At 36.3% G+C, this 19,193-nt stretch carries 14 protein-coding genes and 1 riboswitch; of the genes, 10 read left to right on the forward strand and 4 right to left on the reverse strand.

What is annotated here, in order from left to right; all coding sequences use genetic code 11:
* The first annotated feature begins 9 nt into the window (after positions 1–9).
* Positions 10–192, forward strand: coding sequence for a cold-shock protein (locus tag I5818_RS02505; RefSeq protein WP_058004073.1), 183 nt, complete (start codon positions 10–12; stop codon positions 190–192).
* Between the two features lie 410 nt (positions 193–602).
* Entirely contained in the window at positions 603–3,203 is a 2,601-nt protein-coding gene (locus I5818_RS02510) for an endonuclease (protein WP_235849537.1), read from the forward strand.
* Positions 3,204–4,385: 1,182 nt separating this feature from the next.
* On the opposite strand, the gene I5818_RS25965 is transcribed toward I5818_RS02510, so the two are convergent.
* Together I5818_RS25965 and I5818_RS02515 are read right to left on the reverse strand one after the other, a co-directional pair.
* On the reverse strand, positions 4,386–4,511 hold the full coding sequence (locus I5818_RS25965) for a DUF6254 family protein (protein ID WP_235813315.1): 126 nt from the start codon (positions 4,509–4,511) through the stop codon (positions 4,386–4,388).
* Positions 4,508–4,747 (reverse strand): hypothetical protein, encoded by a 240-nt coding sequence (locus tag I5818_RS02515; RefSeq protein ID WP_058004075.1) that lies wholly within the window; start codon positions 4,745–4,747, stop codon positions 4,508–4,510. Before I5818_RS02515 ends, I5818_RS25965 begins: the two co-directional genes overlap by 4 nt.
* Before the next feature lie 249 nt (positions 4,748–4,996).
* Between I5818_RS02515 and I5818_RS02520 the strand changes: the two genes are divergently transcribed.
* Both I5818_RS02520 and pepF read left to right on the forward strand, forming a co-directional pair.
* A complete protein-coding gene (locus tag I5818_RS02520; protein ID WP_078109447.1) occupies positions 4,997–5,854 on the forward strand; it encodes a CvfB family protein in 858 nt (285 codons plus the stop codon).
* A 233-nt stretch (positions 5,855–6,087) separates the two neighbouring features.
* Positions 6,088–7,875, forward strand: a complete 1,788-nt coding sequence (gene pepF, locus I5818_RS02525; protein WP_058004077.1) for an oligoendopeptidase F — start codon at positions 6,088–6,090, stop codon at positions 7,873–7,875.
* Between the two features lie 94 nt (positions 7,876–7,969).
* Here the strand turns inward: pepF and I5818_RS02530 are convergent, their stop codons facing one another.
* Positions 7,970–8,749, reverse strand: coding sequence for a class I SAM-dependent methyltransferase (locus I5818_RS02530; RefSeq protein ID WP_078109448.1), 780 nt, complete (start codon positions 8,747–8,749; stop codon positions 7,970–7,972).
* A gap of 342 nt (positions 8,750–9,091) precedes the next feature.
* Between I5818_RS02530 and I5818_RS02535 the strand changes: the two genes are divergently transcribed.
* The 5 genes from I5818_RS02535 to I5818_RS02555 all read left to right on the forward strand — a co-directional run bounded on the left by I5818_RS02535 (position 9,092) and on the right by I5818_RS02555 (position 15,253).
* On the forward strand, positions 9,092–9,961 hold the full coding sequence (locus I5818_RS02535; RefSeq protein ID WP_326160660.1) for a sugar-binding protein: 870 nt from the start codon (positions 9,092–9,094) through the stop codon (positions 9,959–9,961).
* Positions 9,958–11,391 carry a sensor histidine kinase gene (locus I5818_RS02540; protein WP_058004080.1) on the forward strand — a complete coding sequence of 478 codons (1,434 nt, stop codon included), beginning with the start codon at positions 9,958–9,960 and terminating at the stop codon, positions 11,389–11,391. Before I5818_RS02535 ends, I5818_RS02540 begins: the two co-directional genes overlap by 4 nt.
* 13 nt (positions 11,392–11,404) lie before the next feature.
* Positions 11,405–12,919: a response regulator gene (locus I5818_RS02545; protein WP_235813319.1), complete on the forward strand. Its 1,515-nt coding sequence runs from the start codon at positions 11,405–11,407 to the stop codon at positions 12,917–12,919.
* Positions 12,920–13,133: 214 nt separating this feature from the next.
* Positions 13,134–14,585: a catalase KatA gene (gene katA, locus I5818_RS02550; protein WP_078109450.1), complete on the forward strand. Its 1,452-nt coding sequence runs from the start codon at positions 13,134–13,136 to the stop codon at positions 14,583–14,585.
* A 245-nt stretch (positions 14,586–14,830) separates the two neighbouring features.
* Entirely contained in the window at positions 14,831–15,253 is a 423-nt protein-coding gene (locus I5818_RS02555; protein ID WP_058004083.1) for a Fur family transcriptional regulator, read from the forward strand.
* Positions 15,254–15,726: 473 nt separating this feature from the next.
* Here the strand turns inward: I5818_RS02555 and I5818_RS02560 are convergent, their stop codons facing one another.
* Positions 15,727–17,418 carry a methyl-accepting chemotaxis protein gene (locus tag I5818_RS02560; protein WP_209391847.1) on the reverse strand — a complete coding sequence of 564 codons (1,692 nt, stop codon included), beginning with the start codon at positions 17,416–17,418 and terminating at the stop codon, positions 15,727–15,729.
* Positions 17,419–17,543: 125 nt separating this feature from the next.
* A riboswitch (cyclic di-GMP riboswitch) is annotated at positions 17,544–17,645 on the reverse strand.
* Between the two features lie 262 nt (positions 17,646–17,907).
* On the opposite strand from I5818_RS02560, the gene I5818_RS02565 reads away from it, so the two are divergent.
* The gene (locus tag I5818_RS02565) at positions 17,908–19,191 is read left to right on the forward strand and encodes an ABC transporter substrate-binding protein (RefSeq protein ID WP_078111266.1); all 1,284 of its coding nucleotides are present in this window, start codon (positions 17,908–17,910) and stop codon (positions 19,189–19,191) included.
* Positions 19,192–19,193 lie beyond the last annotated feature (2 nt).

The following is a 19,193-nucleotide window of genomic DNA, read 5'->3' on the forward strand; positions in this document are numbered from 1 at the left end:
AGAACGAATATGGCATATTTTAAAGGCCAGAAAGAGCCTGTTCCCGAAGTTGAAACGAATGTTTGGTCATGTACAAGTGAAAGCTGCCAGGGGTGGATGAGAGAAGCTTTTACCTTTGACGAGAATCCGAAATGTCCACTTTGTGAATCGGATATGAGTAAGGAAACAAGAGTTTTACCCGTAATTGAATAAAGCAATCCTATTTTGTTGCTTTCGTAAAAATTGAAAAGCAAAGCAACAAACTATTTGTACTCTCAATAATTGATAGTAGAAAGACTGTCAAAAAAGGATCATAACTCATCACATGCAGTATATTTTTAATACTGTTTTTTTTATAGGGGGATGATCTTTTGTTTTTTGGCAGTCTTTTTTTTATATTCTGATTTTGGTTAAAAAGACCTATTCATTTAGAACTATACCTTAACCAGACATCTTCCTTCTTCCTGTCTTTTGTCCTATATATCGCATAAAAAAATGCTGATAAAGTTATTGATAGGTATGTCACATTTCTATGAATCTTGTAAAAAAAGTGTGTCATATTACAAAATTCCTATGGGAGGTCACACATGAAGAAGGTTAAGAGTCTGTTTTTAAAAGTGGTCATGGCGATTCTTGTTCTAGGAACACTGCCATCACTTACTGGGATGCATGCTGTTCAAGCGGAAGGACCGAATGATCCTGCACCAGAGATTAAACCTACAAATGCGAATGGTAAGAAGGTATTATTTGATAACACTCATGGCCAAACAGCTGGTGCTGCAGATTGGGTTATTGATGGTGGCTTTTCTGATTTTGGCAATGCAATTGCTAAAAATGGTTATTATGTTAAAGAACTTCGAAAGACAACACCGATTACGTATGATGATTTAAAGGATTACGATGTGTTAGTCATTGGGGAAGCTAATATTCCTTATAAAGCATCTGAACAGGCTGCCATGATTCAATATGTTGAATCTGGTGGAAGTATTTTCTTTATTGCTGATCATTATAATGCGGATCGTAATAAAAATCGTTGGGATGCTTCAGAAGTATTTAATGGATACAGAAGAGGCGCTTTTGATAACCCAGCAAAAGGAATGACAGCGGAAGAAGCTAACTCTGCTGCTATGCAAGGAGTAGAAAGCTCTGATTGGTTATCAGATCATTTTGGTGTTCGATTTAGATACAATGCAGTAGGTGATGTGAACGCAACAACGATTGTTTCACCTAATGAAACGTTTGGAATAACAAGTGGGGTTGACTCCGTTGCCGTACATGCAGGATCAACAGTAGCGATTACTGATCCATCTCATGCTAAAGGTCTTGTCTATCTTCCAGCATTATCTTCTAGAGATAAATGGAATAATGCGGTTGACCAAGGTGTTTACTTTGGTGGCGGCGTGGATGAAGGGGCTTATGTGGCGATTTCCAAATTAGGAAAAGGAAAGGCTGCATTTATTGGTGATTCTTCTCCAGTAGAGGATTCATCACCGAAATATACCCGTGAAGAAAATGGCGCGAAGAAAACAACATATGATGGCTTTAAAGAACAAGATGATGCTGTTCTATTAACAAATCTAATTGATTGGTTAGCTGAGCAAGAAGAATATACAAGTTTTGAAGAAACAGGAATTACTTTAGATGAAGTGTCACCAATGCTAGATATGGAGATTCCAAGTAAATCGACAGAACCACAGCCAGAACCATGGTCTGCTCCTGCTGCGGGATATAAATGGTATGATCCATCTACATTTGCGGCTGGTTCATACGGGTCATCTAAGCCTGCTGAAGTAAATGCGGAATATTCATTTGTTCATCAAGATATATTACCTAATAAACAAGAGTTCCAAATTCGTGTATCAATTGATCATTTAGCACCGGGACAAACAGTTACTGGTTTAAAGGCAGGAATATATTTAACTGGAGGAGAGCAAATTGCTAAATTCCAGAACGAGGATGGTTCATGGCCAACATCGTATAACTATAGCTCTGAGTTCTCGGTGACAGCTGATAAAACAGGTCATGCAAGCAAGGATTTAACGGTAAGCATCAACCCTAATAAAGAGGGTGCTGCAAGCTTACGTTTAAAAAGTGGTAGCAAAAATTTGGTCACTAAAACAGTAACGATTGGAAATGTAGATAGTGAGCCACTTCCGGAGGACAAACCAAGTCTACCAGAGAAAATTTCTATCAAGGAAGTAAGAAATGAGACTGTCGGAAAGACGGTAACAATTGAAGGAGTCGTTACCTCAAAACCAGGTGTCTTCGGAGGACAAGGATTTTATCTTCAAGATGATTCAGCAGGTATTTATGTATTTCAAAATGAAGCTGGATATGTGCCCGGAGATGTATTAAAAATTACAGGTACAACTGAACTGTATAATAGTGAATTGGAACTTGCCAATTTAATTTCGATTGAAAAAACAGGGACAAAATCTTTACCACAAGCTAAAACAGTGAATGAACTAACGAATGAAAATCAAGGCGAGCTTGTTACACTGAAACAGGTAAAAATCGATCAATTAGTTGTAGCAGGACGTGCATTTGAATTTGATGCAATGAAAGATGGAAAAACAACGAAAGTGCGAGTGGATGAGAGAACGGGTGTAACCTATGATGAATTCTCAAAAGCATATAAAAATGGAGATGTCATAGATATCGTTGGAATTTCATCTATTTTTAAAGATGTGTATCAACTTAAGCCACTTAGCTTTGACCATTTTGTAAAAGCTGATTCTGATGGTCCAGTTATTCATGATTTGGATCAATTAAGTTTTTATCAAACTGAAGCCTATGAACAGTATGTTACGGTAACTGATGAGGGCAGTGGAGTGGAGTCTGTTCTAATCACTCTAGATGGAAAAGAAATTTCTAATCCGATAAAAATTGAGCCATTCTCACTGCAGGTAGGGAATCATACGATTGTAGTTCGAGCAATAGATAAACTGGGGAATGAGAGTATTAAAGAATTTACCCTTACTGTCGTAATGGATCTTGATCATTTAGATGAATGGATCACATATGGATATGATAAAGGGTATATTACAAATAAAGGGATTTACAATAGCCTAATGGCTAAAGTAGAAGGAATTCAAAAGGCAAAAAACGAAAACGCTAGACAAGGAAAATTAAATGCTCTTTCCAATGAGATTCAAGCACAAAAAGGAAAGAAAATTGATTCCAAATTTGCAAGTGATCTATTAGATTTAATTGATACGTTATAAGTAGAAAAGGGGAGGTATGATGCCTCCCCTTTATACTTTTAAAAATTAATCAAACGTTTGTTTAATTAAATTTTGGATTTATTAGCTTGTTTTATTCAAGTAGATTAAACCAGATGATAATTGGTTTTGACAATAACCCAGTTGATGGAAACACATAAAAAGGGATTATACCTGAAAATGTGTCTTAATCCGGTCGATGGAACCACATAACAAGAGATTTTGCTTAAAAATGTGTCTCACCTGGGTTAATTGAAACACATAACAAGAGATTTTGCTTAAAAATGTGTCACAATCCGGTCGATGGAACCACATAACAAGAGATATTGCTCAAAAATGTGTGTCACCCCAGTCGATGGAACCACATAAAAAGGGATTATGGTCAAAAATGTGTCACAATCCGGTCGATGGAACCACATAAAAAGGGATTATGCTCAAAAATGTGTGTCACCCCAGTCGATGGAACCACATAACAAGAGATTTTTCCCAAAAATGTGTCACACCCGGTTCAATGGAAACACATAATAAGAGATTTTGCTCAAAAATGTGTCACAATCCGGTCGATGGAACCACATAAAAAGGGATTATGCTCAAAAATGTGTCTTAATCCGGTCGATGGAACCACATAAAAAGGGATTATGCTCAAAAATGTGTCACAATCCAGTCGATGGAACCACATAAAAAGGGATTATGCTCAAAAATGTGTCACAATCCGGTCGATGGAACCACATAACAAGAGATTTTGCTCAAAGATGTGTGTCACCCCAGCCGATGGAACCACATAACAAGAGATTATGCTCAAAAATGTGTGTCACCCCAGTCGATGGAACCACATAACAAGAGATTTTGCTCAAAAATGTGTCTCAATCCGGTCGATGGAACCACATAACAAAGGATTTTGCTCAAAAATGTGTGTCACCCCGGTCGATGGAAACACATAACAAGAGATTATGCTCAAAAATGTGTCTCACCCCAGTGGATGGAACCACATAACAAGAGATTTTGCTCAAAAATGTGTGTCACCCCAGTCGATGGAAACACATCAAAAGGGATTATGGTCAAAAATGTGTCTCAATCAAGTCAATGGAACCACATAACAAGAGATTTTGCCTGAAAATGTGTCACACCGCTGTCAATGGAAACACATAAAAAAGGAATAGGCCCTTAATCCACTCCATCCATTTCCTATTTCTTTTTATTTGGAGTCATTTCATCTGCGATTTCTTCCAAAGATTTTATTTTCCCATGAGGGTTCTGGGATTGTTTTCTTACTGTCCATTGACGTTCTTGTTGTCTTTTAGATTGGGTCATTGTTTTTCATCTCCTTCTTTTCCAGGGATTTTTCCATCAAACCATTTTGAAAATCTCTCCATTTCAGGATCCTTTCTTAAAGAGGTAACATGAAATGGATTATTTGCTTTTTTTGTATCGATAAGAAGGCCCATTGTGGGTCCTCCGAATGAATCATTTTCAATTCCCTCATATTCGGAATTAAGATGAGGGTCAGCGTTGACATGAATGTTTTTTTCGCGGTTTATGGGAATCAACTCACCTTCCTAATTAATTTCAATTATATTCTTCTTCCTGGAGTGATTGTTTATTCTTTAATGGGGAAAAACAATGATATAATGACAAGGCTTAATTTATGATTGGGAAATCATGTTTTCATTGTTTTCTCTTAACCGTTTCAGTATGATAATTAGAAAAGAGCGCTATAGCCCCATAAGGCTAAAAGCGGAATAATTGATCGCTAATAAAAAACATTAATACATTATTGGAAAGTAGGATTTATTTATATGACAAGTTTAGAAGCTGGAACTGTAGTAACATTAGATGTAGAACGGGAAGCCCCATTTGGCTATTTTTTAACAAATGGTGAGGAAGATGTTCTTCTTCATAATAGTGAAGTTCCTGAGGAATTTGATCCTGAGAAATCCCAAAAAGTCTTTTTATTTCAGGATCATCAAGGGAGACTTGCGGCGACATTAACGATACCAACTGTTCAAATCGGAATATATGACTGGGTTGAGGTAGTTGAAGTAAAAGAGTCATTAGGTGTTTTTGTTTCGATTGGAATTAGTAAAGACATTCTTGTATCAAAAGATGATCTACCAGCCCTTCATAGTCTGTGGCCAACTATCGGAGATCGACTGTATTGTTCGTTGAAAGCAGATAAAAATGGGCGTTTATTTGGGAAATTGGCAACAGAAAATATTATGCGTGAGGTAGCAGAGAAGGCAACACGAAAGGATTTTAATCGAAACATAACTGGGTGGGCCTATCGTTTGCTGAAAATTGGGACCTTCCTATTAACGGAAGAGAACTTCATTGGATTTATCCATGAGTCAGAGCGTAAGCAGGAGCCACGACTTGGTCAGAAGGTAGAAGGTCGGATTATTGATGTAAAGGAAGATGGAACGATTAATGTTTCTTTATTAGGCCGTGTTCATGAAACATTAGATGAAGATGCAGAGAAAATTTATTCCTATCTGCAGGTGCGCGGTGGAAAAATGCCTTATTGGGATAAAAGTGAACCAGAAGATATTTCTGCACGATTTGACATGAGCAAGGCAGCTTTCAAACGTGCATTAGGTAGACTCATGAAAGCTGGAAAGGTAAGACAAGAAGAAGGTTGGACCTATATAAAAGAATAATGTTCTAAAGAAGCAAATCTTTTATGATTTGCTTTTTTCATTCAACGCTATGGACGTTTTTCAAATGCGAGCGTTAATTTATTATGTAACCTGAGAAACGAGAATATTGTCGAATAGGAGAGATTTTTTGTTGTTGCAAAATTCTCGCATTTCAAGCGCTTTCGTTTATAGTATGTATTATGTCGAAAATTTATTTTCAAAGTGATTCTTAACTAACCAAAGGAGAGTTCTATATGATTACTTATTCTTCAAGGAACGATGTACCTGAAATTGAAAAATGGAAGCTTGAGGATATTTATAATTCTCAAAAGGATTGGGAAGCGGATGTCAAGGCGATTGAGAAAATCGCCGACGTGTTGCGATCCTATGATGGAAAGATTCATGACGGGGGAACCTTACTTTCTTACTTAACTGAAAGTGAAAAATTATCCTTTATGTTTGGCAAAGTATCGGCATATGCTATGCTTCAGGTGGATATAGATACGAGGGAATCTTCAGCACAGTCAATACAGGATAGGGCAAAACAACTTGGAGTGAAGATCAGTTCTTCTACTGCATTTTTTATGCCATTTCTATTGAGTCTAGATGAATCAACGTTAAAAGCTTATCTGAAAGAAGAACAAGGACTGAAATATTTCGAGAAGAATTTGCTTGAAGCTTATCGCTATAAAGCACATGTTTTGACGAAAGAAAAGGAAGAGTTACTTTCTCAATTAGGTGAGGCGCTTTCTTCACCAAGTCATACATATAGCATGATCAATAATGCTGATATTAAATTTGGAACTGTAACAAATGATAATGGTGAAAAAGTTGAACTTACTCGTGGAATGTATTCAAAATTAATTGAAGATCAAGATCGCACGAAGCGGAAGGAAGCATACAAAGCGTATTATCAGCCTTATGTGCAATTAAAAAACTCCATAGCTTCAACACTTGCCGCTGCTATAAAAAATAATGTAACGACGGCTAAAATTAGAAAGTATCCTTCTGCCTTAGAGAAAGCTTTATTTAGTGATAATGTTCCTAAAGAGGTCTATGAAAATTTAATCTCTACAACGAAGGAAAATATCGCTCCGTTACATCGGTATTCGGAAATAAGAAAAGAGAAGCTAGGTCTTAAGGAGCTTCACCAGTATGATCTATCTGTGCCTATTGTTCAAGGAGTAGAACAAAAAATAGGTTATGAAACGGCTTACAGTACCATGTTAAATGCACTGAAGCCTTTAGGTGAGGAATATATAAAAATTTTAGATTCATTTAAAAATGCTAGATATATTGATGTGAGGGAAACGCCTGGTAAACGATCCGGTGCCTATAATTTAGGGGTTTACGGAGTTCATCCATATGTACTTTTAAATCATCATGATGATTTAAGTAGCCTGTTCACTCTAGCACATGAAATGGGTCATGCAATGCATAGCCATTTCTCTCATAAAACTCAACCGCAAAATACAGCAAAATATAGTATTTTTGTGGCAGAGGTTGCATCAACAGTGAATGAAGTATTACTGATTCATTACCTATTGAACCAGGAAACAGATGAAACGATGCGTTGGTATTTACTCAATCATTTTATTGATAAATTTAAAGGAACATTATTTACACAAGTGATGTTTGCTGATTTTGAACTGAAAACCCATGAAAAAGCTGAACAAGGACAACCACTTAATGCACAAGTGTTTAGTGAAATATATGAAGAATTGTTTAGGGAATACAATGGCGATGCAATCATATTTGATGAAGAAGTCAAATATGGATGGGCAAGAATCCCACATTTCTACAGACCATTTTATGTCTATAAATATGCTACGGGCTTTGCTTCTGCCATCCATTTAGCTGATCGAATTCTTAAAGGCGACGAGAAAACATTAGCATCCTATATTGAGTTTTTAAAAAGTGGGAGCTCAGATTATCCACTTGAGCTTTTAAAGAAGACAGGTGTCGATTTAACATCTCCAGAACCAATTCAAAATGCGTTAAAACAGTTCAGTGATTTAGTTGAAGAATTTTCGGAAATGTAAAAAGTATGGTTAGGGTCTGAGCCATATCATTTTATACAGGTGACTACCTCTATAGAATGATATGGTCAGTCACTATGTTATTTAATAAACCTTTTTATGAATTCTTATTTGCAGCCCATACTGTCCAACGATCCTTTTCAATAAGGGGGAAGCAATCTTTTAAAGTTAATTGTAAATCTTTAATAAGAGAATTTAGCTGCTGATCATTTAATTCATGGAGAATAGATCGTCCAGTTCGATTTCGTAAATCATCCCATAAATCCTCTTGGTATTCATAAACTCTCCTTATCTCCCATAGTTTATTTTCTGATATATTTTGAAAACCTAAATGTTGTAGTTTTCGTATTACTTCTCCACTAGTATGCCTTCTAGCTACTTCTTTCTCAATCAGATGAGGATACATTGAAAAAAAGTATCCTCGAATATGTGTTGGGCTACCTTCAAGTAGGCAGTCCTCAGGTGTGCGATCTTGAATAATACATGTGCCACCAGGTTTTAATAAACGGAATACTTCATATAAGCACGGTTCTAATTCTCTAATATGGTGGATGAGCGCCCTTTCAAGCACAATGTCATATTGATCACTGTCCAAACCTGTTTCTATAGCATTTCCGTGAATAAATTGAACAGTATCATAACCCTGACAATATTCCTTTGCTGCGGTAAGCATCTTTTCTGAAAAATCGACGCCGATTACCTGTGCTGCTCCCATTTCAGCGATAGCTTTTGTATAGATTCCACCACCACAGCCGATATCTAGTACCTTTTTTCCTTCAAAATTAATCATTTCTTTCATGAATTGAATCCAAGATTCATCGGTTTTTCTTTTTGCATAAGTAAATTGATCATCAGGTTGAAGAAAATCTAAAGACATGATGACTCCTCCTTATTCAGAGACTTCTTGCCTTTAGATTAACTAATAATGGTATATTAGTAAATTTTATAATATTTATTATTATCAATAAGTTTTTATTATAGTAGATACATCATTTTGAGAGAAGGGGTAAATATTTTCAACAAAGAATAAACATGCTATGATAAGATTAATTATTCTGAAAAGAAAAACTATTTATATGGAGGCCCATCCCATAATATGACTCGCGTAGCAAAACTATTTTATATCGTAGGCATCCTATTGTTTTTGATAACGTTTACATTAGCTTGTTTATATGCTAATTAGATGCATACACTTGGTAAGCAAAACCCAGGTGAGATAATGCCCGATTACCAATATCATTTTATGTTAATACCAGAAGAGCTGGACAATGATTATTGGCGGCTAGTCGAAAAAGGGGCGATGGCAGCGGCGAAGGCCAATCATATTTTACTTGAGTATGTAGGTCCAAAGCAATCCAATATAAATGAACACTTAAGAAAGCTGCAAATAGCAGCAGCCTCGAAGGTGGATGGTGTGTTAACTCAGGGATATAATGATAAGCAATTTACCCCAGTTATCAACCATTTAGTGAATAAAGGGGTTCCAGTAATTACAGTGGACACGGACGCCCCCTCAAGTCAGCGAAGGGCATATATTGGAACAGATAATTATTATTCAGGATTTCTGGCAGGAACTTCTTTAATAGCTGACACGAAGGGAAAGATTAATGTTGCGATTATTACTGGTAGCTTCAAGGCTGAGCATCAAAAGCTACGAGTAAAAGGATTTAAGGATGCAATTGCTAATGAAGACAGAATACATGTAATCACTGTTGAAGAGTCCAATATTACTAGAATTCGTGCAGCCGAAAAGGCAAATAAAATCCTAACTGAACATCCGGAGACGAATGCTTTTTATGGGACAAGTGCTCTAGACGGTATTGGAATTGCTCAAACAGTCGTGCGTTTAAACCGCGTACAATCTACCTATATCATTGCATTTGATACGATTAATGAAACACTGGACTATATTCGCAAAGGTGTGATTGATGCGACGATTGTACAAAAGCCTTATGAAATGGGATACAAGGCAGTTGAGATGATGATTCAAATTCAGGAAGGAAAACCTATACCAGAAATTAATAACACGGATACTCGGGTGATTCATAGGGAAGACCTAATAGAGCAAAAAGGGGAATTACCGCAATGATCCGGATTCGAACGAAGCTCCTCATTTATTTTATTATTCTAGTTGTTTTAGTTAATGGTGTAGCTTTTTTCGTATATGACAGTAGCGAAAAGATTATGAAAGAATATAATCGAAGCTTTGGGCGCTTTCTTTTACTAAATGAAATCGCCCAGCAAACGAATACCGTGGTCGAAAAAATGAATGCCTATATTGTGAAAAAGGACCCAATGTTTCAACAAGAATTTATCACAACTAGTAATGAGCTTCGAAAAAACAAAAAGAAATTGCAGCAAGAAATAGAAACTCAATCAAACTTTGTCACTCTTGGCAACTATGAGAACATGCTCGAAAGTTTCTTGGAGGATAGTTATATTGCCATACATGCTTTTGAAACGGGCGATATAAATCAGTATGCAGCTTATTTTAATGAAGCTACAAATGTAGCTAATTTTATCCAAGAGACAACGATGTCCTTAATTGATCAGGAATTAACGAATTATCAATCCTTTTTTAAGCAGCTTAAGAAACGAAATCATTATTATCGGTTATCGACTATTTTTCTACTAGGCTCGTTATTAATTATTTGTGGGATACTCGCTTTATATATTTCTCGTGGGATTACAAGGCCGATTGCTCGTCTATCGCAAGCAGCAAGGGAGATTTCTGCAGGACGATTAACTGGAAGGGATATTGAAGTAACAAGTAAGGATGAATTGAAATTATTGACAGAAACGTTTAACCAAATGCGGCGAAACATTGTAGGTCTTGTGAATGAAATTAAAGATAAATCTGAACTAGATACACTTTTAAAAGAAATGGAGCTTAAGAGTTTACAAAATCAAATCAATCCCCATTTTTTATTTAATACGTTAAACAATATTTCAAAAATGGCTTATTTGGAGGATGCGCATGAGACAACAAGATTAATTGAAGCGGTATCTACCTTGCTTCGGTATAATCTTGAGAATATTGATAAACCATCAACATTAAAGGATGAGGTGAATTGTGTAAAAGAATATTTTTATATTCAGCAAACCCGCTTTGGGGATCGTATATCATTTAAAACCGTAATAGATGAAAGATGTATGTATGCAAACATTCCACGTTTAACGTTACAGCCTATTGTAGAGAATGCCTTTATCCATGGTGTGGAGTCAAAGGAGGAAGGGGGAAGGATCACACTTACCATTTACCAAACTAAGGATCAAATCGTGATTGAAGTGGCAGATGACGGAAATGGAATGGAGCAGTCAATCATAAGCCAATTATTAAAGGGTGAAACAAATGAACAACGGTTAACTGGTAAGAGAGCAAGCGGACATTCAACAGGAATTGGTGTGAAAAATGTCATGAAGCGTCTTCAACTCTTTTACCAGCAAAAGGATGTAATGGACATTGAATCAAAGCTGGGAAAGGGGACTGTTTTTCGTTTGAAGCTCAAAAAGGGGTGAAACCATCTTGCGTGTGATCATCGTCGATGATGAAAGATTGGAACGTTTAGGCTTAGCTAAAATGATACATAACGGAATCCCGGAAATAGAAATTATTGCTGAGGCTCCAAACGGTCGAATGGCCATTGAATTGGCACGTGAGTTAAAGCCGGATTTGATAATGATGGATATTAAAATGCCTGGTATTGATGGAGTAGAGGCAGTGAGAGAAATAAAAAAGATGGATAAACAGATCAAATTCATTATGGTTTCCGCCTTTAATACCTTTGAATACGCTAAGGAAGTTATGCAACAAGGGGTAAAAGAATATATCTTAAAACCTAGTAAGCAAGAAGATGTGATAGCGGCTTTAAAAAGAGTTCGCGAAGAAATACTCGAAGAGCGGAAACGATATATGGAATCATTGCAGATGAAAAGAAATTTATCCCGTGCTTTATCGGTCATTGAATCAGAATGGCTATCAACTTTATTAATGAATCATATTGAGGAAATGAATGTTGATGAATGGAGCAAGTTACTAGGAATTGAAGTGCGATCTGGATATATGATGATATTTTCTATGCAATGCCAAGATCATATACAATCCAATGATGAGAAGCGGACAATATATAGCGGGGTTAAATCCTTATTAAAAACGAAGCTTGATGAGAATTGTATAGTAGGACCTATGGCAGATAATCAAATTCCTGTACTTGTTCTAATGAGATCAAGTCATGAAATAAAGCGATCAAATGCGATAACATTAGCTCGATCTGTTGTACGAACATTAAAGGAAAGATTCCATCATACTCAATGGATGGTGGGCTTAGGACAGCCTTTTGAGACCATCGATGGACTTATGAACTCTTATCATGAAGCGATTTTAGCACTGGAATCAAAAAAATGGGGAACTGCCCATCTATATGAAAAGACCAATTATCTAACTGAACAAGCCTCTATTGAAAAAGAAAAACATCTACTTGAATCGATAAAATTAGGTGATCATCACCGTGCGCTTCAGGCATTTGAAATTTATATGGAAGTAAATAAAGATAAAAACAGCCATATTTATGAAGAATTATCTATTGTGATTACAAGAATGCTAAAGGAATATGGGATACATTTTGAGATTAAACAAAAGCCAATACAGGAAGAACAATGGATTATTTCATTACGGCAGTTCGTAATGAAGGCGGTAGAACTTGTTCAAGCGTGGAGAGCAAACCATCAGAAAGGATACTTACAAACAGCGAAAGAATACATAGAAAACAATTATGAGAAAAATATTTCATTGGAAGAAGTAGCTGATTTTGTAGAGTTAAGTCCTTTCCATTTTACAAAAATGTTCAAGGAGAAATTTGGGGTTACCTTTATTGATTATTTAACTGATGTAAGATTGGAACATGCAAAAAGGGAATTAATCCATACAAATAAAAGCCTAAAGGAAATTTGCTACAGTGTTGGCTATAATGATCCGAATTATTTCAGTCGTGTATTTAAGAAGAAAACCGGTCTATCACCGACGATATATCGAAATCAAACAACTTGAATAAAATTGGACATAATTTACTCAATCACGAATACCTTTATAAAGGGAAGTATTGTCCTTTTATGAAATGTAAGTCACCTAATATTTCTTTTTAAATTATAATTATTATAAAAAAGTATTGATTTTATTTTGAGAAGTGTTATCATAGTTTTATAGAAAAGCAGAATAGAGTCGATGACTCGTCTGTCGAAAAATTATTAATGAGGTGATTTGATTGAGTACAAATAAGAAACTAACAACTAGTTGGGGAGCACCGGTCGGGGATAATCAAAACTCAATGACAGCAGGATCTCGTGGTCCAACACTAATTCAAGATGTACATTTACTAGAAAAATTAGCTCATTTTAATAGAGAACGTGTACCTGAGCGTGTCGTACATGCGAAAGGTGCAGGGGCGCATGGTTATTTTGAAGTAACAAATGATGTTTCAAACTATACAAAGGCAAAAGTGTTTAATGGAGTAGGAAAACGAACTCCACTATTTATTCGATTCTCAACAGTAGCAGGTGAACTTGGATCTGCAGATACCGTTCGAGATCCACGTGGTTTTGCGGTTAAATTTTATACAGAAGACGGAAACTATGATATTGTCGGTAATAATACTCCAGTTTTCTTTATTCGTGATGCAATTAAATTTCCTGATTTCATTCATACACAAAAGAGAGATCCACAAACACACTTGAAAAACCCTACAGCTGTTTGGGATTTCTGGTCACACTCACCAGAATCGTTACATCAAGTAACTATTCTTATGTCTGATCGTGGTATTCCAGCAACACTCCGCCATATGCACGGTTATGGAAGTCATACCTTCAAGTGGGTAAATGATGATGGTGAAGCTGTATGGGTAAAATATCATTTTAGAACAGAACAAGGTGTGAAGAACCTGGATCCTGAATTGGCAGCAAAATTAGCTGGTGAAAATCCAGATTATCATACAGAAGATTTATTTAATGCAATTGATAAAGGGGATTTCCCTGAATGGAAACTATATGTACAAATTATGCCTTTTGAGGATGCGAATTCGTATCGATTCGATCCATTTGATGTAACGAAAGTATGGTCCCAAAAGGATTATCCATTGATTGAAGTAGGTCGTATGGTTCTCAACCGTAATCCAGAAAATTATTTTGCAGAAGTAGAGCAAGCGACTTTCTCACCTGGATCAATGGTACCTGGTGTTGAAGCATCCCCTGATAAAATGTTACAAGGGCGCCTATTCGCTTATGCTGATGCACATCGGTACCGTGTAGGTGCAAACCATAATCAATTACCAATTAACCGTCCAAAAAATGAAGTAAATAATTATCAACGTGACGGTCAAATGAGCTTCTATAATGGCGGGGGTTCTGTTTACTACGAACCAAACAGCTTTGATGGACCGAAAGAATCACCAGAGGATAAACAACAGCCATATTCAGTAAGCGGGGTAGCAGATGCAGTTGCATATGATCACTTCGACCACTATACTCAAGCAGGTGATTTATATCGACTATTGAGCGAAGAAGAACGTACACGTTTAGTGAATAATATTGTAGAGGCAATGAAACCCGTTAAACTAGAGGAAATCAAATTACGTCAAATTGGACATTTCTATAAAGCAGATCCAGAGTATGGAACTCGTATTGCTGAAGGCTTAGGATTACCTATACCACAAGAAGTGTAAAAAGAGGGGTATAAGTTCACTTGTTCGATTGGCAAAAATGCAAATAGTAATCAATCATTCTCATTTTGATTCTCATATTCTCAACTATAGGGGGCTGTCTCAATGCGAGATAGTCCCTATTTTAAAAACCCTTTTTTTTACATTAAATTAAATGGTGGGCAGAAGAATTAACCATAGAGTGGGGAAAAAGTACATAGTTATTGGAGAATCTTATGAAAGAGCTTTTTTTATAAGGGGACAAGGTTATGGAAGAAGAACAGATGATGGAGCTTATTCCTTTTCTAAAAGAACGAGGATTACGGATTACACCGCAAAGAATGTTAATTTTGAGTACCATTCAAAAGCTCAACATACATCCGACTGTGGAAGATATCCATCGAGAATTACCCTATATTAGTTTGGCAACGATCTATAACAATGTCAAATTATTCGTTCAACTACGTATTTTGAAGGAATTGCCTTATGGTAATGGAATAAGTAAATATGAACTCTCCACAACGGATCATTATCATATTATTTGTGAATCATGTGGAAAAATAGAAGATTTTAATTATCCGAAATTAAAGGAAGTAGAGCAAGTTGCCTCAAGGCTCTCTCATTTTTCTATTCAATTGCACCATTTTGAGGTGTATGGCATATGTAAGGAATGTCAGGAATTATCCAAATAGTAAGCTCCTATTCCAGAGCTGGAAACCAAGGGGCTAATAGGGAGCTGTGAATTGATGATGAAAAAAACGGTTTGCCCCATCTGCCATACAAAGATCAAATATTTAAAGCATAGTATTCTTTGTAAGTGTGGAATGAAATGTAGAAATACAAAATCTATCGCTTAAGTGATGAACGATTCTTCTTGTAAGAATCGTTTTTTTTCATTTAGAGCTAAAAAATAAAAGCTGTTTTCGTATCGTTTGTTGCTTTTGTAAAAGCCCAACTGCCGGCTTTTACACCCAATAAAGGTTTCAGAGATTCTTATGGAGTTTGCAGCACTTTTCTCAGTGAAACGAAAGGTGTAGTGGTCTTTTAGCCGATAGTTATTCGTTAAAACTTTACTTAAATAGCAACAATGTTTAAGAAAAGAGCCAAATAAAAAAGTTGTCTAATAAGTAATCAAAATACTTACTAGACAACTATCGCTTAAAAATTATAGTTTAAATTGATTCACTAAAGCATTTAATTCCTCAGCTAATTTGGAGAGATCTTCTGAATTTCCAGCGATTTCTTCCATTGAACTGCTTATTTGCTGTGAGGAGGCAGAGGTTTGCTCAACTCCAGCAGCTGATTCCTGAGATATGGATGCAATTTCTTCAATGGAGCGATTCATTTTTAGGCTGCTATCTTCCATTTCAGATAAGCTATCTGAAATGGTTGTTATACTGTTTACCATTTTTATCACAGCCTCATTAATTTCAGTAAATGTCTTACCAGTTGTTTGAATCTGGGAGGTTCCTTTTTCAACCTCAGAGTATCCATTCAGTAATGATTCGGCCACCATACCTGATTCCTTTTGAATATTGATTACGATGCTTGTGATATCCGTTACAGAATGGGAAACCTGCTCGGCTAGTTTTCGTACCTCGTCAGCGACTACAGCAAAACCTTTTCCATGCTCACCTGCTCTTGCTGCTTCAATCGCTGCATTTAATGCGAGGAGATTCGTTTGCTCTGCAATATCATTAATGACAGAAACTAATGTTGAGATTTCTCGTGATTGTGAATCTAAGCTTTGAACCTTTTGGACGGCACCTTGAACAATTTGATCTATTTTAGCCATCTGTTCATTGGAGGATTCCATTAATTTTTTACCTTCTGAAGACATTGAAAGTACTTGATTGGATGATTGTTGAATAAGCTTTCCTTTTTCATTTGCTTCCTCAACTTTAAGTGTAAATGATCCCATAATGGAGGAAAGTTCATTTGTATTATTCGCTTGTACCTCAGTACCAGAAGCCAGTTCTTGCATGGTAATGGCAATTTGCTCCGATCCTGATTTTACCTCATTTGCTGATTGGCTTAGCTCTTCACTCTGACTTGTTACAGAGCCGGATACTGTATTAATTCGGTTTAATAAATCACGAGTTTGCCGATTCATTTCATTGGTTGCAATAATAAGATGTCCAACCTCATCTTTTAAAGTAGTTTGTAATGGCTCTTGGCTCAAATCACCATTTGCAATTAATTTCATGCGCTGCATGACATGTTTAATTGGTTTTGATATCTTGTTTGATGTAATGAATGCTACGGCAAAACTAATAATAATTACTAGAATTGTTACAATGGTTCCCACAAGTAAGGACGTTTGCCCACTTTCAATTACATCTTGTTCTTTTTGATTAATCTCCTTTTCACTTTCATCAGCAAGTTTTTGATAACCGTTTAATAAATCACGGCCAATGGTTATCGATTCTTGTAGATTATCCTTTGCTTTTTCCACATTCCCTTTGTCATATTCATCAAATACTTTATCCTGAATAAATTCACGCCATTCCTTCGTTTGGTCCATCAAGCGATTGAATTCATCTGATGCATGTACACCTCGAACGATTGCTTCATATTTTTGTCCCTCTTCTGTATAGGCATTAAAGCGGTCTTTATAGTCTCCTCCAAATAATACATACCCCCGAGCAGTAGCTATTCTATTCGCAATCGTTGCGACCAATCCTTTATTAGCAGATAAAAGAGGGAGTTCAGAATTAGCAATATTCTGTGCCGTTTTATTGCTTGATACAGTCACGGAAAAATTATAAATACCTAATCCGATGACAAGTAAGATCACTAAGGAAAAACCAAATAACATCTTCGCTTTTATACTTTTAAATGAAAATATACTTCTCATTGTCTAGTACTCCTTTCTTGTTAGATTTGTTGATTTAATATGTAAGCTAGACAAGGGAAAATCACCTTGCTTTTGGTTTATGTATATAACAAAGAGACTATCCCGGATTGTGAAATAGCCAATGATTAGGTAGCCAGGCGATCATAGTATGAATGGATAATTATCTATCCAACCTTAGACCCTAGGTTTTGCGTCCTATTTTTTCAAATAGTTTGCCTTTATCTCACATATTCTTAGTTCATTTTAACTAGCGACTTGGTTATAATAACCTATTGTTCGCCAATATACAACAAAATTGTATTATTTTATACCATTTATTCTTATGCAAAGGCTTACTATTTTTCTGCTATTAAAAGGAGATAAGTGCACAACAAAATAATACAGATATTCGCAAGATAATGAAGGCGCTTACATGCATTCAGGAAGAATTAGTTTGATAAATTATGAGTGTAGGAGTTGTTAAATACAGTGAACAAAGGGGGAAGAAGTATGAAACGTAAAAGTATTTTTGTCATGCTGGCTATTATTCTCGTATTTGCATTAAGTGCTTGTAGTTCAAAAAACTCCAGCAGCGATGGTGAGAAATCTAAGGGGAAAAAGGAAAAACTTGAGATCTTCAGTTGGTGGACAGGTGCAGGTGAAGAGGATGGATTAAAGGCATTATTAGCATTATTTAAGGAAAAGCATGCAGATATTTCAGTTGAAAATGCAGCTGTAGCTGGTGGTGCAGGAACCAATGCAAAAGCTGTACTGGCGAGTAGAATGCAAGGGGATGATCCACCATCTACCTTCCAGGTTCATGGAGGAGCGGAATTGAATGAAGGCTGGGTTGCTGCGGGAAAAATGGAACCAATCAATGATGTATATGAAAAAGAAGGTTGGAGTGATAAATTCCCACAATCATTAATTGATATGGTAAGCAAAGATGGCAATATCTATTCTGTTCCCGTAAATATTCATCGTGGAAATGTATTATGGTACAACAAAAAAGTATTTGAAGACAATGGATTGGAAGTACCAAAAACATTTGATGAATTTTTTGCTGTAGCAGATAAATTACAAGAAAAGGGGATTACTCCATTAGCATTAGGTGATAAAGAACCGTGGACAGCCACACAAATTTTTGAAAATGTATTGGTAGCAAAGCTTGGTGTCGATGGATATAACAAGCTTTGGACAGGGGAGCTTGCCTTTGATGACCCGAAAGTGAAGGAATCAGCAGAAATTTTTAAGAAAATGATGGGATATATCAATAAAGATCACAGCTCTAGAAACTGGCAAGACGCTTCTCAATTAGTAGCCGATGGAGATGCAGCGATGAATATAATGGGAGATTGGGCAAAAGGGTATTTCGTAAATGATTTAAAACTTACATTGAATGAAGACTTTGGCTATACAACAACTCCTGACTCATCAGGAATATTCACAGTAATAACAGATACATTTGGTCTGCCAAAAGGAGTGGGAAATGCTGAAGATGTTAAAACATTCTTAGGTGTTCTTGGATCTGTCGAAGGGCAAGATGCTTTTAATCCTTTAAAAGGTTCCATTCCAGCACGAGTAGATGCCGACACATCAAAATATGATGATTACGGAAAGTCAACGATCGAAGACTTCAAAACTGCTGAACTGGCTCCAAGCCTAGCTCATGGTTCCGCAGCAGCTGAAGGATTCTTAACAAAGGCAAATCAAGCAGTCAATATTTTTGTAACACAATTAGATGTAGATAGCCTATTAAATTCACTCAAAACTGCTCAGGCTGAGTTGAAATAAAT

Source organism: Heyndrickxia oleronia (assembly GCF_017809215.1).
Taxonomy (GTDB): Bacteria; Bacillota; Bacilli; order Bacillales; family Bacillaceae_C; genus Heyndrickxia; species Heyndrickxia oleronia.

Excerpts from the sequence above, each read along its gene's own strand:
- I5818_RS02510 (WP_235849537.1), top strand. The coding sequence starts at position 603 with ATGGCGATTCTTGTTCTAGGAACACTGCCATCACTTACTGGGATGCAT.
- I5818_RS02540 (WP_058004080.1), top strand. The coding sequence starts at position 9,958 with ATGATCCGGATTCGAACGAAGCTCCTCATTTATTTTATTATTCTAGTT.
- I5818_RS02555 (WP_058004083.1), top strand. The coding sequence starts at position 14,831 with ATGGAAGAAGAACAGATGATGGAGCTTATTCCTTTTCTAAAAGAACGA.
- I5818_RS02560 (WP_209391847.1), bottom strand. The coding sequence starts at position 17,418 with ATGAGAAGTATATTTTCATTTAAAAGTATAAAAGCGAAGATGTTATTT.
- I5818_RS02565 (WP_078111266.1), top strand. The coding sequence starts at position 17,908 with ATGAAACGTAAAAGTATTTTTGTCATGCTGGCTATTATTCTCGTATTT.
- I5818_RS02505 (WP_058004073.1), top strand. The coding sequence starts at position 10 with ATGGCATATTTTAAAGGCCAGAAAGAGCCTGTTCCCGAAGTTGAAACG.
- I5818_RS25965 (WP_235813315.1), bottom strand. The coding sequence starts at position 4,511 with ATGACCCAATCTAAAAGACAACAAGAACGTCAATGGACAGTAAGAAAA.
- I5818_RS02535 (WP_326160660.1), top strand. The coding sequence starts at position 9,092 with ATGCCCGATTACCAATATCATTTTATGTTAATACCAGAAGAGCTGGAC.
- I5818_RS02520 (WP_078109447.1), top strand. The coding sequence starts at position 4,997 with ATGACAAGTTTAGAAGCTGGAACTGTAGTAACATTAGATGTAGAACGG.
- pepF (WP_058004077.1), top strand. The coding sequence starts at position 6,088 with ATGATTACTTATTCTTCAAGGAACGATGTACCTGAAATTGAAAAATGG.
- I5818_RS02530 (WP_078109448.1), bottom strand. The coding sequence starts at position 8,749 with ATGTCTTTAGATTTTCTTCAACCTGATGATCAATTTACTTATGCAAAA.